Here is a 15,364-nt window from a genome sequence, read left to right on the forward strand (position 1 = left end):
CTAGACCTCCGGCGGCACGCCGCAGAGACCGGCAAGCGCGCGGAAGGCGCCGCTGCGATAGCGCTCCTTGTGATGGACGAGTTGGAAGGAACGCCGCGGCAGCTCGAAGTTCGCCACCACCAGCCGTCCCTGCGCCACCAGCGGCGAGGCGGCAAGGCGTGAGACCACCGCCGCGCAGGGCCCGGAGACGACCGCCGACAGCACCGCCTCATTGGAGGGGAGTTCCAGCGCGACGTTGAGGCGGGCAGGATTGCCGCCTGCGGCGCGTATCGCGGCCTCGAACTCCGAACGCGTGCCGGAGCCGGGCTCACGCATCACCCAATCGCTGCCCGCCTCCAGGTCCCGCACCGAAAGGCTGTCGCGCTTGGCCAGCGGGTGGCCGGGAGCAACGACCATATGCAGGGCGTCACTCGCCACCTTGTGCGAGCGCAGCGCCGGCTCGTCTATGGCGCCCTCGATGAATCCCGCCTCCGCCCGCGCTTCGATCAGCGCCTGCGTCACATCCCTGGTGTTGCCGACCTTGAGGCGGATCTCGATGCCGGGATAGGTGGCGCGGAACCGCATGAGCACGGCGGGCAGCCAGTAACTCGCGATGGTCTGGCTCGCATAGATGTCGAGTGAGCCACGTTGCAGGCCGCCAAGCTCACTCAGCGTCCGTTCCGCCGCCTGCACCCGCGCCAGCGTCGCCCGGGCCTCCTCCAGGAAGACACGCCCTGCCTGCGTCAGCTCAATCCTTCGGCCGATGCGGTGGAACAGATGGACACGGTAGTAGCCCTCGAGCGACTTGATGGCGGCGCTGACAGCGGAAGGTGTAAGGCCCACCGCAGCCGCTCCGCGTGTCAGATGCTCCCGCTCGGCCACCGCTACGAAAATGTTCAGCTGTTCGAAGGTCATGTTCAATCGTTCGATTTTATCGAACGGAATATCACATATTATACGATGTAAATAAACGGGCGGAATGTGTCTCATGTCGACACATGAATCGTGCAGTCACTCTTCCCTCCCTTGCTCCTGTTCTGCGTCTTGCGCCCGGTCTCGCGCTGGCCGTGGGCGTCGCCGTGGCGGCACGGGGCCTGGCCACCGTCGAAGCGTGGCTGTTTGGCCAGGCCTGGGTCAGCGATCTGGTCCTCGCCCTTCTTATCGGCTCGCTCATCCATCTCGCCTATGGCCTGCCCGAACGGCTGAAACCAGGCGCCACCTTCGGCGCCAAGACCCTGCTTGAAATCGCCATCGTGTTGCTCGGCGCCACCATGAACCTCGCCGTCATGGGCCAGCAGGAATTTGCCCTCGCGGGCCTCGTGGCGGGGTTCGTGGTTGCCGCCGTGGCGATCGGCTATGTCATCGGCCGCGCGCTCGGCCTGGAGCCGCGCCTTGCCGCGCTGGTTGCCTGCGGCAACGCCATCTGCGGCAACTCGGCAATCCTGGCCGCCGCGCCGGTGATCCGGGCGAAAGCTCATGAGATCGCCGCCGCCCTCGCCTTTACCGCCCTCATCGGCCTCGGCACCGTTCTTGTCCTGCCCCTCATCCGGGCTCTTATCGGCATGCAGGATATAAGCTACGGCATCTTGGCCGGCCTCACCGTCTATGCCGTACCGCAGGTGCTGGCGGCGGCCTCCGCCGGCGGCGCCGTCAGCGTCCAGGTCGGCGCCATGGTGAAGCTGATGCGCGTGCTGATGCTCGGTCCCGTCATCATTGCACTGGGGCTTGCCAGCGGCCGCGGCGCACCGGCCGGCGACCGGCCACGGCTGGTGCCGGCCTTCATCATCGGCTTCGTCGCCCTCGCGGCCCTGCGCGCCTTCGGCCTTATACCGGAAGTGCTGATCACGCCCATGGGCGAGGCCTCCGAGGTGCTCTCGCTCGTCGCCATGGCGGCGCTTGGCCTTGTGGTCAACCTGCGCACCGTCGGCCATGCCGGCGGTCGGGTGCTGGCGGCCGGCGTCCTCTCGCTCACCGCTCTCGCTCTTATGAGCGGACTGGTTCTCTTCGTGCTCGACCATCTCGGCACGATCGGGTAAGAGCAGTCGCAAGCTCGAAGCGACGTGAAGGACTGCCGCCATGGCCCGCCGAATCAACAAGCACAATGCGATGACCGTGATCAGCGCCACCATCCTGATCGGCACCGAGCTTGTGGCCGTGGCCGCCGCCGGCGGCTGGGCCGTCGCCAATCTCTTCCAGTTCGGCAGCTATGGCATGTATGCCCTCCAGGCGCTCTTCATGATCCTGGCCTTCTACGGCATCCACGCGTTCTTCAAATCGGCCACGCGCGCCGAGCCCATTTTCGAGAGCGGCTGACGGAACGATCTCCGTCATAAAAATTTGGTCCGCTGAGCCCTTGTAGAGGGGTGCGAAGCAGCGTATATCAGCCTTGCCCAATTTCGCACGTGCCTGTGGTCGTGTGCCGGCTGGACGGAACTCCCGTCCGGGCAAGCCGGTGACCGGAGTAAAACCGGGGCTAAGCTGACTCTCCGTCGGCGGACGCGACTTAAAGCAACGACGTAGAGGGCTTTTTTGGTCTCTGCCGGCTTTCCAACAGCTGGCGACACTAAAGAGGCGACTACATCTTTGCCGGCTCGTGCGGTGCGGGATCTCCCAAACCAAGCGGTGGCATCGACATACGGCAACGACCGTTATCGATGCTGTTCGGCGTGAACCACATCGACCCTCCGATGAGGCGGGTCACCGAGTGGCGGTAACGACGCGCGCGTCTCCACATCGCGCAGCGAACGACCCGGCACCCGACAGGGCTAACGCAGTGGCTTCTCATGGGAGAGACGCTATGACCGACCGCATCCGCGATTTCCTCGCAACCCGACGTCCCGATGGCCCCTGCATGGTCCTCGACCTCGATGTCGTGCGCGACAACTATCTCACCTTCGCCCGCACCCTGCCGGACACCCGCGTGTTCTATGCCGTCAAGGCAAACCCGGCCCCGGAAGTGCTGAAGCTCTTGGCTGATCTCGGCTCCTCCTTCGACACCGCCTCCGTGGCGGAGATCGAAATGGCGCTCGACGCCGGTGCCGGCCCCGACCGTATCTCCTTCGGCAACACCATCAAGAAGGAGCGCGACATCGCGCGTGCCTTCGAGATCGGTGTCGACCTCTTCGCTGTCGATTGCGTGGAAGAGGTGGAGAAGATCGCTCGCGCCGCTCCCGGCTCCAAGGTGTTCTGCCGCGTCCTCTGCGACGGATCGGGCGCCGAATGGCCGCTGTCCAAGAAGTTCGGCTGCGCGCCTGAGATGGCTATCGACGTGCTCGAGCACGCCCATCGTCTCGGCCTCGTCGCCCATGGCGTCTCCTTTCACGTCGGTTCGCAGCAGCGCGATCCTGAGATGTGGGACCGTGCCCTGGAGATGGCAGCCGGCGTGTTCCACGCCTGCGCGGAGCGCGGCATCGGCCTTGGCATGGTCAACCTCGGCGGTGGTTTCCCGACGAAGTACCTCAAGGACGTGCCGGCTGTTGAGGCTTACGGTCAGGCGATCTTCGGCTCGCTGCGCCGTCACTTCGGCAACCGTCTGCCCGAGACCATCATCGAGCCGGGCCGCGGCATGGTCGGCAACGCCGGCATGATCCAGGCCGAGGTGGTGCTGATCTCCAAGAAGGCGGCCGAGGACGAGGTGCGCTGGGTCTACCTCGACATCGGCAAGTTCGGCGGTCTCGCCGAGACCATGGACGAGGCGATCCGCTATCCGATCCGCACCGAGCACGACCATGATGACAAGGCACCTTGCGTACTCGCGGGCCCGACCTGCGACAGCGCCGACGTGCTCTACGAGAAGGACCCCTACTATCTGCCGGTGAGCCTTTCCATCGGCGACAAGGTCCTGATCGAAGCCACGGGTGCCTATACGACGACCTATTCGGCCGTCGCCTTCAACGGCTTCCCGCCGCTGAAATCCTACGTGATCTGACGGAGGGTTCCATGGCTTTCATTCGTGACGAGGCTCCGGCTGACGCCGGAGCCCGAGAGCTGCTGCTTGACCGCTGCTTCGGTCCGCGCCGCCGCGCCAAGACCTCCGAGAAGCTGCGCCGCGGCCGGCTGCCGGCCGAGGGACTTGCCCTCGCCGCGGAGGATCATGACGGCCGCCTTGTCGGCACCCTGCGCCTCTGGCACGTGGATGCCGGCCGTGGCTGCCCGGCCCTTCTGCTCGGCCCGCTTGCCGTGGCGCCCGATCTTCAGGGCGAAGGCCTCGGCTCGCGCCTGATGCGGGAGGCCCTGCTGCGGGCCAGGGAGTTCGGCCACCAGGCCGTGCTCCTGGTCGGCGACGCGCCTTACTATGCCCGCTTCGGCTTCCAGCCGGAGCTGACCAAGGGCCTCTGGCTGCCGGGCCCGGTGGAAGCCGGCCGCTTCCTGGCCCATGAAATCGTGCCCGGCGCGCTTGCCGGCGTACATGGTCTTGTCACAGCAACCGGTCAGAAGATCAAACCGCTCGCCCGGGCGGCGTAACCGGCTCAAGAGCTTGACGTTACCGCCGCTCGCACCTACCCAAGTGCGAGCGGCTTTTTTTATTCATTTTTCAACCGAAGGAGACTGCCATCATGGCCGAGGGGCCTATCCACGCGAAGATTTCCGGACCCATTGTCATGATCGGCTTCGGCTCGATCGGACGCGGCACGCTGCCACTCATCGAACGTCACTTCGACTTCGACAAGAGCCGCATGGTGGTCATCGACCCCAAGGACACCAACCGTGACCTGCTCGACGAGCGTGGCATTCGCTTCATCCAGCAAGCCGTCACGCGCGAGAACTACCGGGAACTTCTTGGACCCCTCCTGACAGAAGGTGACGGACAGGGCTTCTGCGTGAACCTGTCGGTCGACACCTCCTCGGTCGACATCATGGCCTTCTGCCGCGAGATCGGCGCGCTCTACGTCGATACGGTGATCGAGCCCTGGCCCGGCTTCTACTTCGACAAGGACGCCGGCCCCGAGACACGCACCAATTACGCCCTGCGCGAAACTCTGCTGGCCGAGCGGCGCAAGAATCCCGGCGGCACCACCGCCATCTCCTGCTCCGGCGCCAATCCGGGCATGGTCTCCTGGTTCGTGAAGCAGGCCCTTCTGGATGTTGCCAGGGATCTTGGCCTCGACGCCAGTGAGCCCAAGACCCGTAGCGGCTGGGCCGCGCTCATGCGCAAGGCCGGCGTCAAGGGCATCCATATCGCCGAGCGCGACACCCAGCGCGCCAAGCATCCCAAGCCGCGCGACGTCTTCGTCAACACCTGGTCGGTGGAAGGCTTCCTGTCCGAAGGCGTACAGCCGGCGGAACTTGGCTGGGGCACTCATGAAAAGTGGATGCCGGAAAACGCCCGCACCCATGCCAACGGAACCGCTCCGGCCATCTTCCTGCTGCAGCCGGGCGCCGACACCCGCGTGCGCTCCTGGTGTCCCACGCCGGGCCCGCAGTTCGGCTTCCTGGTGACGCACAACGAATCCATCACCATCGCCGACTATTTCACGGTGCGGGAAGGCGAGCGGGTGGTTTATCGCCCCACCTGCCACTACGCCTATCACCCGGCCAACAATGCCATTCTCTCCCTGCATGAGATGTTCGGCCGCGCCGGCCAGCCGCAGGAGGAGCATAAGATCCTCGAGGCCGACGAGATCGCCGACGGCATCGATGAGCTGGGCGTGCTGCTCTACGGCCATGACAAGAACGCCTATTGGTATGGCTCGCAGCTTTCCATCGAGGAGACGCGCAAGCTGGCGCCCTATCAGAACGCCACCGGTCTCCAGGTCTCCTCCGCCGTTCTCGCCGGCATGGTCTGGGCGCTGGAGAACCCCAACGAGGGCATCGTGGAAGCCGACGAGATGGACTTCAAGCGCTGCCTTGAGATCCAGAAGCCCTATCTCGGACCGGTGAAAGGTTATTACACCGACTGGACCCCGCTTGATGGTCGTCCGGGCTTCTTCCCGGAAGACCTCGATGAGAGCGACCCCTGGCAGTTCCGCAACATCCTGGTGCGGTGACAGACAAAAGCCCCGGCAACCGCCGGGGCTTTTTCGTTGGGTCGCAAAGCCAAACCCGGCTCCTCACACACCCCATTTCGCCAACCGCCCGACCATGCGGAAGATGAGCGGGGCGAAGGGGATCAGCATGAAGATGCGCACCACGTGAAAACCCGTGACCATGGCCGGGTCCGCCGCGAGGATCTTGGCGGTGAGCGCCATCTCGGTGACGCTGCCGGGCGCGGTCGCCAAGATCATGGCATCGGCCCGCACGCCTGATATCCACGAGATGATGACGCCCACCGCCGCGCAGGAGGACAACAGCAGCAGCGTGGAAAGGAGCGCCGCAGGTATGAAGGTGCCCGCCTTTTCCAGAAGCTCCTGCGTAAAGGAGGCGCCAAGCCACACCCCCAGCAGGATCTGCCCGCCGGCGATCACCGCGTATGGCAAGGGCGAGACGGGAAGTGCGAGCAGCATGCTGAGGCCCGACCCGGCAAGGCCGCCCAGGAACATGGGATTTGCGATGCGCAGCACGCGAAACAGCATGGCCCCCGCCACCGCCGCCGCAAGCGTGACGGCGATCCCCTCCGGCCGCCAGTCCGACGTAGACAAAGCGCCGGTCAGGTCAAGATCGCGCGGGTCCAGCCACACCAGAATAGGGGGAATGAGCGTCACGGTGAGCGCGATGCGCAGGGTCTGGACGAAGGCCACCGGCCCCGGCGGCACGCCGTATTGCATGGCAAGATTGGCGGACTCCATCGGCCCGAGCGGCACGCAGCAGAGGCTTGCCGTGATGGTATCGGCACCCGTGAAGCGGCGCATTACGGCCGCCGTCACGAAACCGGCGAGAAGTGTCATGGCTGCCGCTGCGACCATCACGCCCGCATGACCGACCATGAAGCTCAGCGCCGCAGGCGTGAAGGTGAGGCCCACGGCGGCGGCCACGATCACCTGGCCCACATGGCGTGTGTTGCGCGGTACATTGAGTTCCATGCCGCTCATGCTGCAGGTTGCCGTGAAGAGCAGCGGCCCGATCATCCAGGGCAGCGGGACATGCAGCTTCACGCAGATCCAGCCCGCGACGATCGCCATCATGTAGATTGTCGACACTTTTAAGAGGTATGCAGGGTTGAGACGCGACATGGGTGAGGCGAGCACGAGAGGCGGATGAGAATATGAAGTTGTAGACCCGCAACTCGGATCTGAACATAGGCTTGGCCAAATAATCCGGGACAGCGCTCGCCTTTCACACCAGCGAACATCGGGCGCTAGCCGGTGATGATGATTTTTCGCTCGCGCCGCTTGCGCAGCATGCGGGCAAAGAGACCGGTGATGAGCGCGCCAATGCCAAAGCCCGCGCCGGCATGGGCAAGACCTTCCAGCGTGACGGGAACTGCCGGCTGATAGTCTTCCGCCGTGGCCGCGGCGATTTCCCCGTCCGCGTCGCGCGCGAAAACCCAGAGCCGGGAGAACGGCGCCGCCTCCCGCAAGGCATTGCGATGGGCTTCATAGCGTTCGAACCGCAGGATGGTGTCGGCCGCATCGCGGCCACGAGCGGAGACGAAATTGCTGGAATTTTCCTGATATTCGGCCAGCGCCGAAAGGCGGTTGAGGCCCGCCGCCGCTGCATCGCGATCGAACCGCTCGACGAAGCCCCTGAGCTCGTCGAGACGGCCGCCGAGCCGCTGGCTGTATTGCTGAACGAACTCGGGCCCCTGGGAAAGCAGGGCGCCGCAGACGAGGCCCATGGCGATGGCCAGGGTCTTTCCGATCATCTCCCGCCGCCCGCCATGGCGCGCCCGAGCGCATCCCCGCTGAGGAAAGCCGACTCGACACGGGGACCGATGCAGCCATCGCCGCAAACGCCGATGCCCCATTCTTCGTCATGGAGGAAGTCCTCGCCAAGCGGATGTTCCACCCGTGCATGGCGCCACCGATGCGCCGACAGATGCAAGGTTTGCGGCAGGGTGCCGCCGATCTGCATGCCGAAGGTCTCCAGAAGCTCGAGCGCGATGACGCTCTCCTCTTCCTCCAGCCGGTCGCGGCTCCAGGGCACCGAGGCGTGCATGACCCAGCATTCCACGTCCGGCCGGCCGCGCTTGGAATTGTTCCGCGCCGCCCATTGGATCGGTCCGCCGGTCTCCACGATGTCAGGCACCTCGAGCGCCTCCCCGAAGGCGGCAAGGCCCGCCCAACACGGCGCATAACGAACGGTCTCCAAACGCTGACGGAAAGGATGCTCCGGGAGCAGGGAGATGGCGCGTGGCGCAGGAACAGCCAGCACCACGGAGGAAAAGCAACCCTCGGCGTCACCATTGGCGAGGCCCACCGCCCAGCCCTTGGCAGTGTGCAGGAGCGAGGTGACCTCGGTCTTGAGGCGCACATCGGCACCGGGCGCGAGACCTCCCGCAAGCGTGCTCATCCCGGGAATACCGACATAGGCCTCGCGGTCGTCCTGGCGCTCGTGCTCTTCCTCCGGCCAGCGCGCCGCCTGATCCCTTTCGCGCGCAGCCATCAGATACGACCTAAAGGCGTCCGACTGGGCGGTGGCATATTGGGCACCGTGGTCGAAAACCATCCCATCGATACGGCAGGTTCCACAGCGGCCGCCGAGACCGGGATTTCGCTCATAGATCACCACGGTGCAGCCGGCCTCGGTCAACCTCCTGCCGCAGGCGAGGCCTGCGATGCCGGCCCCGATAATGGCGACGTGCCTGGACATGACTGCTCCCGGTTGCCTCCCACCGGGAGGGGGTGACCTACACCGGCGGCAGGATCAAAACGCCCGCCGATCCCTCTTCGGTTCCGAAGGCAAGCCGCTTGCCCTCCGCATCCCAGGCGAGCGCCGTTATGGCACCGCCCTCACCCGGCGCACGCGCGAGCAACTCGCCGGAATCAGTGATGCGGGAGAGGAGAATGCAGCCGTCTTCGAAGCCGGACGCCAGGACCGGAGCGCTGGGATGAAAGGCCACGCGCTCGATCTTGGCCGGCCGAACCGACAGCTCCTTCGGCTGTTTTCCCATGGGACCCTCCTTGGCCTGGAACGGCCACAGGATGGCGGCATCGGCGCCTGATGTGGCGAGCCATTTGCCGTCGCTCGACCAGGACAGCGATCGTGTCTTCGCTGGATATCCGGTCATCCGCATATGGGCGGAATCCGCCACCCGCCAGCCGTGCAGCGCGTTTTCCTGCAGGGTCGTGATGACGAAGCGCGCATCGGGCGACCAGGTGACATCGATATGCGAGCCCTTCCACTCCAGGAGCTTGGGCTTGGCCACCGCGCGCGGAAACCACAGTGTCGCGCCGCCGTAGTGCGCGATGGCGAGCTGAAAGCCTTTCGGTGCGAAGGCAAGGCCGCGCACGGCGGAACGGCTTTCGATGGAGGCGGTCCAGCCGCGCGAATCGCGCGCCGTCACGACCTTCCCGGCGGACCAGGCGAGCGCGCCGTCCTGGCCGAGCGCGAGCGCGTCGATCCATTTCCCGCCGGTCTCGGCCAGCACATTGGTCTGACCGTCGGCCAGGACCTCGACGACCCGCCCGTCATCGCCGCCCGTCACAAGCCGGCGCCCATTGGAGGCGGCCAGCAGCACCGCGCCATCAGGATGCACGGTCAGGCGCTCTTCCGTTTCGCCGTCGAAACGCACCACCGTGCCGTCGCCGAGAGCGAACAGCGTCACCTCACCGAGAAAAGCAGCCGCGGTGACATGGGCGCCCGCCTCGATGGGCCGGATGAATTGCGTCAGGGAATCGCCGGATGGAAGCATGGGAGGAACCTACGAGATTTTGGCCGCATCTGGATAGCCTGCTGTCGGCGTGAACCTTGATGTGAGGATCGGTGTTTCGTTTCCACCCCACGGGAGACAAGGTGCATGAAAAGCAAACCGTCCATTTTTTAGACGCTACGGCTATGCCTGGATCACGCTCGGCTTCTTCGCCGTGTCCATCGCCGGTCACTGGTATTTCGGTTGGAAGGCCTTCGTCAGTGAGCAGCTGGCACACAACCAGCCGGTGGAAATGTCCGAATACTGGATCATCATGGGCCGCGACACCTTCGAGAACTGGCAGTCGGAATTTCTCCAGCTCCTGTGGCAGGTCGGCGGCCTCGCCTATTTCCTCTATCTCGGCTCGCCGCAATCCAAGGAGGGCGACGACCGGATGGAAGCCAAGATGGACTAGATCCTGAGACTGCTCACGCCTGAGAAAGGTGACGGGATCATCGATCACATCGACCAGCACTACACCGGCCGGCACACAGACGAACATCTGGAGGCGGTAAGGGCCGCGCGCGGCAGCGTTTGACGAAGGCGGATCGATGTCCGGCAAGCCGGGCATCGCATGCCGCATCAGGCGGCGCAGGCCTCAAAACCGGCCTTGAGCCGCTCGGTATCAAGCTCCTTACCGATGAAGACGAGCTTCGACTGACGCTTCTCATCGGGCTTCCACTCGCGTTGCAGATCGCCGTCCATGATCATGTGGACGGCCTGGAAGACGAAGCGGCGCGGCTCGCCCTTGAAGGCGAGGATGCCTTTCCATCGCAGGAGGTTCTGCCCGTCGCTCTGCGACAGGTCCTGCACCCAGGGAAGGAACTTCTCCGGATCGACGTCGCCAGGGATCGTCAGCGCCACCGATTGCATGGTTTCGTCGTGATAGTGCCTCAGCCCGCCGTGGGAATGGCCGTGGCCGTGGCCGTGGCCATGATCGTGATGATGCTCGTGGCCATGGTCGTGGTGATGATGATCATGCCCGCAGTCCGGGCCGCACTCATGATCGTGGTGGTGGTGATGATGATCGTCTTCTTCGAGGAAGGCCGGCTCCAGCTCCAGAATGCGCTCCAGGTCGAAGGCGCCGCGATCAAGCACCTCGGAGAGTTCCACGTTCGATTTCACCGTGCGGATGATGCGGGCATAGGGGTTGAGGCCACGGATGCGAGCCTCGACCTCCTCCAGCTCCTCGGCCGACACGAGGTCGGTCTTGTTGAGGAGGATGACGTCGGCGAAGGCGATCTGGCTTTTTGCCTCCGGGGCGTCCTTCAGCCGCTCGGTCAGCCATTTGGCATCGGCCACGGTCACCACCGCGTCGAGCCGCGCCTTCGCCTGCACCTCGTCGTCCACGAAGAAGGTCTGAGCCACCGGCGCCGGGTCGGCCAGGCCGGTGGTTTCCACAATGATGGCGTCGAACTTGCCCTTGCGCTTGATCAAGCCCTCGATGATGCGGATGAGATCGCCGCGCACGGTGCAGCAGATGCAGCCGTTGTTCATCTCGAACACTTCCTCGTCGGCACCGACCACGAGATCGTTGTCGATGCCCACCTCGCCGAATTCATTGACGATGACAGCGTATTTCTTGCCGTGCGGCTCGGAGAGGATGCGGTTGAGAAGCGTAGTCTTGCCGGCGCCGAGATAGCCGGTGAGAACGGTGACGGGGATCTTGTCGGACATGGAGACCTCTAGGGAGGACCCGTCTCCGGGCGAAGACGGGTGCATGGAATCGGTTGTGCCGGTCAGCTCGAAAGCGCCGTGCTCAAAGCCTTTATATTGTGACGGATCATATCGATGTAAGTCCCCGCCGGGCCATCGGCGTCCGAAAGCGCGTCGGAATAAAGCGTGCCGCCCACCGACACCCCGGTCTCGCGGCTGATCTGCTCAATGAGGCGGGCATCGGAGATATTTTCGACAAAGACGGCCTTGGCTTTCTCCGCCCGGATCTGCCTCACCAGGGCCGCCACGTCGCGGGCCGAGGCCTCCGCCTCGGTGGAGATCCCCTGCGGGGCGATGAACTCCACATGATAGGCCTCGGCAAAATAACCGAAGGCGTCATGCGAGGTGATGATGCGGCGGTCGGCCTCCGGGATTTTGGCGATGGCGGCCTTTATCTCGGCGTCCAGCGCGTCCAGCCGGGCAAGATAGGCCGAGGCATTGGCCTCATAGGTGGCGCGGCCTTCCGCATCCGCCGCGATCAATCCGTCGCGGATCGCGGTCACATAGAGCCTGGCATTTGCCACCGACTGCCAGGCGTGCGGATCAAGCCCCTCATGTTCATGTTCATGTTCATGATCATGACCGTGATCATGACCGTGGTGATCATGACCGTGCTCTTCCTCATCAGAGGGGCGTGGCGTCACGGCCTTTGCCGCTTCCACCACCTTGGCTTTGGTGCCGGAGGCCTTCACCAGCCGGTCGATCCAGCCTTCGAACTTGAGGCCGTTGGTGAAGACGACCTTCGCCTCCGACAGCGCCTTGGCATCGGCCGGCGACGGCGCATAGACGTGGGCGTCACCGTTGGCGCCGACCAGGGTGGTGAGCTCGATCCTGTCGCCACCGACGTTCTTCACGAGATCGCCGAGGATGGAGAAGGTGGCCACCACTTTCGGGCCTTCGGCCGCCTGGGCGGACAGAGCGACGCCGAGCGCGAAGCCGGCGGCGAGAACAGTGCGGCGGAGCATGAGCATTCTCCTTATTCGGGAATTCAGGCTTCCAGATGCCGGCGCGGCCGGAGGTGGCGCATCAGGCCCCCGACCGGGCCGAAGACCAGTGACAGAAGATAAAGGCAACCCGCCGCCAGGATGATCGCCGGCCCGCTGGGTGCGCCGAGGTGATAGGAACCTAGAAGACCCGCCACAGTGGCGAGAACGCCGCCGAGCGTCGCGAGCAGCAGCATTCCCGTGATGTCGTCGGTCCAGAAGCGGGCGGCAGCCGCGGGCAGCATCATGATGCCGACGGCGAGCAATGTGCCGAGCGCTTGGAAACCGCCAACGAGATTGAGCACCACGAGGGCCAGGAAGGCGAGATAGACCGGGCCGCCGGAACGGCTGACCGAGCGCAGGAAGCCGGGATCAAGGCACTCCAGCACCAGCGGACGGTAGATCAGCGCCAGCGTGCCGAGCGTGAGCGAAGTGATTCCGGCGATCAGGATCAGCGCCGCGTCATCCAGCGCCAGCACGGTGCCGAACAGCACATGCAGGAGATCCACGTTGGAGCCGCGCATGGAGACGATGGTGACGCCCAGCGCCAGTGATACGAGATAAAAAGCGGCCAGCGCGGCATCTTCCTTGAGCACGGTGACACGGGCGACAACGCCCGAGAGCAACGCCACGAGAACGCCGGCGATGAGGCCGCCGATGGTCATGGCGGGCAGCGACAGACCGGCGACAAGAAAGCCCACCGCCGCGCCGGGCAGGATGGCATGGGCCATGGCATCGCCAGTCAGGCTCATGCGCCGCAGCATCAGGAACACCCCCATGGGCGCCGCGCCCACGGAAAGCGCCACGCCGCCCACCAACGCGCGGCGCATGAATCCGAAATCGGCAAAAGGCGCGATCAGAAGGTCGTACATGGGGCTGTCAGCTCGCCGCCTTGCAATAGTGGGCGTGTGGGTCGAACGCCTCCACCATCCGGCGCGCCTCCAGGAGGTGCTCGGGGGACAGGGCGTCGCGCGTGGCGCCCCAGGCCACCGCTCCGCGCGCCAGCAGCAGCGTCTCCGGAAAATGCTTCTTCACCGTCTCCAGGTCATGGAGCACGGCGACGACGGTGCGGCTTTCCTGATGCCAGCGCGCGACCAGCGCCAGAAGATCGGCGGTGGTGCGTGCATCGATGGCCGTGAAAGGCTCATCCAGAAGGATCACCGGCGCGTCCTGAAGCAGGAGCCGTGCAAAGAGCGCGCGTTGCATCTGTCCGCCCGAGAGCGTGCCGATGGCGCGGCGCTCGAAGCCTTCCAGGCCCACGGCGGCCATGGCCTCGCTGATGTGGGTGTGATCCTTTTTGCCGATGCCGCCGAACATCCCGCGGCTGCGCCACAGGCCCATGGCGACAAGGTCATAGACTGACATGGGGAAGGACCGGTCGATATCGGCGGCCTGGGGCAGATAGGCGACCTCGCGCGCATCCAGCCCTCCGAGGTCCACACGGCCCGAAAAGGGTTTGAGCGCGCCGACGATGCCCTTGAGAAGGGTCGACTTCCCTCCCCCATTGGGCCCGACAATCGCGGTGAGGCTGCCGGCTTCGATCCGACCATCCAGATGATGGACCGCAGGATGGCGATCATAGCCTAATGTAAGATTGTCAAAGCGGATGGCTCCGCGCATGATGCCGCTCATGATGACAATGCCCACCAGACGGCGGCCCAGAGCGCGATGATCACCGCTGCCGCCCCTGCGAGGCGAACCGCGGCCGACATCCGCAACAGCGAGGCCGTCGGCTGAAGTGCGTGGGAGTGGGTATGAGAGTGACCGCTCATGATAAGGGTCACTGTTATATCATAACATGTCCAGCCGCAACAGATGCTGCGGCGCACACTTAAACTTTGCTGAAATGCGCCGTTTTTATGTCGACAAAGCAGATATCGCTGCTACAACGGCGCTCCAAAAATAACACTACACGTTGTCACGAGCCGGCAACCAAGTGTACTTAGTCGAAACCAACCTGGGAGGCATGAATGTTTCAATCAAAACGAATTAAGTTTGCAGTTGCAATTGTTGGCGCACTGGCGGCAACGCCTGTTGTCGCGGCAGACTTCATCAATATTCTTACCGGCGGGCAGACAGGCGTCTATTATCCGCTCGGCGTGGCCATGGAAAAGATCTATTCCACCACGATCGACGGCAGCCGCCCCTCCACGCAGGCCACCAAGGCATCGGTTGAAAATCTCAACCTGCTCCAGGCCGGCCGCGGTGAAATCGGCTTCAGCCTCGGCGACTCGCTGCGCGACGCCTGGGAAGGCAACAAGGAAGTCGGCTTCGCCAAGCCACTCGACAAGCTGCGCACCATCGCGGCGATCTATCCCAACTACATCCAGATCGTGGCGTCCAAGGAGTCGGGCATCAAGACGCTGGCTGACCTGAAGGGCAAGCGCCTGTCGGTCGGCGCGCCGAAGTCGGGCACCGAGCTTAATGCCCGCGCCGTTCTGGGCGCCGCAGGCATCACCTATAAGGATCTCGCCAAGGTGGAATACCTCCCCTTCGGGGAATCGGTCGAGCTGATGAAGAACCGCCAGATCGACGCGACGCTGCAGTCGGCCGGCCTTGGCGTGGCTTCGCTGCGCGATCTCGCCAACTCGGTCGCCATCAATGTGGTGGAAGTGCCGGCTGAGGTGATCGAGAAGATCGGCGCGCCCTACGCTGTCGGAACGATCCCCGCGAACACCTATCAGGGTCAGGAAGCGGATGTGCCCACGGCGACCGTCATCAACTATCTCGTCACGCACTCCGATGTGCCTGATGAATTGGCCTATCAGATGACGAAGCAGATCTTCGAGAACCTCGATCAGCTCCAGGCGGCTCACGCGGCGGCGAAGGCGATCAAGCTCGACAAGAACGCCACCGTCTCTCCGGCTCCGCTGCACCCGGGCGCCGAGAAGTACTTCAAGGAAAAGAACGTCATGTAAGTTGACGTTTCGGGCGCGGAAGCCAGTTGGCTTCCGCGCCC

General features: G+C 64.5%; 16 protein-coding genes and 1 pseudogene. 7 read left to right on the top strand and 10 right to left on the bottom strand.

Annotated features, from left to right (window positions below):
• Positions 1-894, bottom strand: coding sequence for a LysR family transcriptional regulator (locus IEV58_RS16435; protein WP_188410908.1), 894 nt, complete (start codon positions 892-894; stop codon positions 1-3).
• An 83-nt stretch (positions 895-977) separates the two neighbouring features.
• On the opposite strand from IEV58_RS16435, the gene IEV58_RS16440 reads away from it, so the two are divergent.
• From IEV58_RS16440 to IEV58_RS16460, 5 genes are all read left to right on the top strand, one after another.
• Complete coding sequence (locus IEV58_RS16440; protein ID WP_188410909.1) at positions 978-2,015, top strand: YeiH family protein; 1,038 nt, start codon at positions 978-980, stop codon at positions 2,013-2,015.
• A gap of 40 nt (positions 2,016-2,055) precedes the next feature.
• Complete coding sequence (locus IEV58_RS16445; protein WP_188410910.1) at positions 2,056-2,292, top strand: hypothetical protein; 237 nt, start codon at positions 2,056-2,058, stop codon at positions 2,290-2,292.
• 484 nt (positions 2,293-2,776) lie between these two features.
• Positions 2,777-3,907, top strand: a complete 1,131-nt coding sequence (locus IEV58_RS16450) for a type III PLP-dependent enzyme (RefSeq protein WP_188410911.1) — start codon at positions 2,777-2,779, stop codon at positions 3,905-3,907.
• Positions 3,908-3,918: 11 nt separating this feature from the next.
• A complete protein-coding gene (locus tag IEV58_RS16455; protein ID WP_188410912.1) occupies positions 3,919-4,443 on the top strand; it encodes a GNAT family N-acetyltransferase in 525 nt (174 codons plus the stop codon).
• A 92-nt stretch (positions 4,444-4,535) separates the two neighbouring features.
• Positions 4,536-5,966, top strand: coding sequence for a homospermidine synthase (locus IEV58_RS16460; RefSeq protein WP_188410913.1), 1,431 nt, complete (start codon positions 4,536-4,538; stop codon positions 5,964-5,966).
• A 63-nt stretch (positions 5,967-6,029) separates the two neighbouring features.
• Here the strand turns inward: IEV58_RS16460 and IEV58_RS16465 are convergent, their stop codons facing one another.
• From IEV58_RS16465 to IEV58_RS16480, 4 genes are all read right to left on the bottom strand, one after another.
• Positions 6,030-7,040, bottom strand: coding sequence for an AbrB family transcriptional regulator (locus IEV58_RS16465; RefSeq protein ID WP_229729542.1), 1,011 nt, complete (start codon positions 7,038-7,040; stop codon positions 6,030-6,032).
• 173 nt (positions 7,041-7,213) lie between these two features.
• Positions 7,214-7,720 carry a DUF2937 family protein gene (locus IEV58_RS16470; protein ID WP_188410915.1) on the bottom strand — a complete coding sequence of 169 codons (507 nt, stop codon included), beginning with the start codon at positions 7,718-7,720 and terminating at the stop codon, positions 7,214-7,216.
• The gene (locus IEV58_RS16475) at positions 7,717-8,667 is read right to left on the bottom strand and encodes an NAD(P)/FAD-dependent oxidoreductase (RefSeq protein ID WP_188410916.1); all 951 of its coding nucleotides are present in this window, start codon (positions 8,665-8,667) and stop codon (positions 7,717-7,719) included. Before IEV58_RS16475 ends, IEV58_RS16470 begins: the two co-directional genes overlap by 4 nt.
• Before the next feature lie 37 nt (positions 8,668-8,704).
• Complete coding sequence (locus IEV58_RS16480; protein ID WP_188410917.1) at positions 8,705-9,709, bottom strand: WD40 repeat domain-containing protein; 1,005 nt, start codon at positions 9,707-9,709, stop codon at positions 8,705-8,707.
• Positions 9,710-9,839: 130 nt separating this feature from the next.
• On the opposite strand from IEV58_RS16480, the pseudogene IEV58_RS18290 reads away from it, so the two are divergent.
• Positions 9,840-10,121, top strand: a pseudogene (locus IEV58_RS18290) (DUF6766 family protein); the annotation flags it as partial.
• A gap of 167 nt (positions 10,122-10,288) precedes the next feature.
• On the opposite strand, the gene IEV58_RS16490 reads toward IEV58_RS18290, so the two are convergent.
• The 5 genes from IEV58_RS16490 to IEV58_RS16510 all read right to left on the bottom strand — a co-directional run bounded on the left by IEV58_RS16490 (position 10,289) and on the right by IEV58_RS16510 (position 14,177).
• Positions 10,289-11,383, bottom strand: a complete 1,095-nt coding sequence (locus IEV58_RS16490) for a CobW family GTP-binding protein (protein ID WP_188410918.1) — start codon at positions 11,381-11,383, stop codon at positions 10,289-10,291.
• Between the two features lie 62 nt (positions 11,384-11,445).
• Entirely contained in the window at positions 11,446-12,387 is a 942-nt protein-coding gene (locus IEV58_RS16495; protein WP_188410919.1) for a metal ABC transporter substrate-binding protein, read from the bottom strand.
• Between the two features lie 23 nt (positions 12,388-12,410).
• On the bottom strand, positions 12,411-13,277 hold the full coding sequence (locus IEV58_RS16500) for a metal ABC transporter permease (protein WP_188410920.1): 867 nt from the start codon (positions 13,275-13,277) through the stop codon (positions 12,411-12,413).
• Positions 13,278-13,284: 7 nt separating this feature from the next.
• Positions 13,285-14,025, bottom strand: coding sequence for a zinc ABC transporter ATP-binding protein AztA (gene aztA / locus IEV58_RS16505; protein WP_188410921.1), 741 nt, complete (start codon positions 14,023-14,025; stop codon positions 13,285-13,287).
• 8 nt (positions 14,026-14,033) lie between these two features.
• Positions 14,034-14,177, bottom strand: coding sequence for a hypothetical protein (locus tag IEV58_RS16510; protein WP_188410922.1), 144 nt, complete (start codon positions 14,175-14,177; stop codon positions 14,034-14,036).
• Positions 14,178-14,375: 198 nt separating this feature from the next.
• On the opposite strand from IEV58_RS16510, the gene IEV58_RS16515 reads away from it, so the two are divergent.
• Complete coding sequence (locus tag IEV58_RS16515; protein WP_188410923.1) at positions 14,376-15,323, top strand: TAXI family TRAP transporter solute-binding subunit; 948 nt, start codon at positions 14,376-14,378, stop codon at positions 15,321-15,323.
• Positions 15,324-15,364: the final 41 nt, after the last annotated feature.

The sequence above is a fragment of the Agaricicola taiwanensis genome, from assembly GCF_014635245.1.
Lineage (GTDB): Bacteria > Pseudomonadota > Alphaproteobacteria > Rhizobiales > Methylopilaceae > Agaricicola > Agaricicola taiwanensis.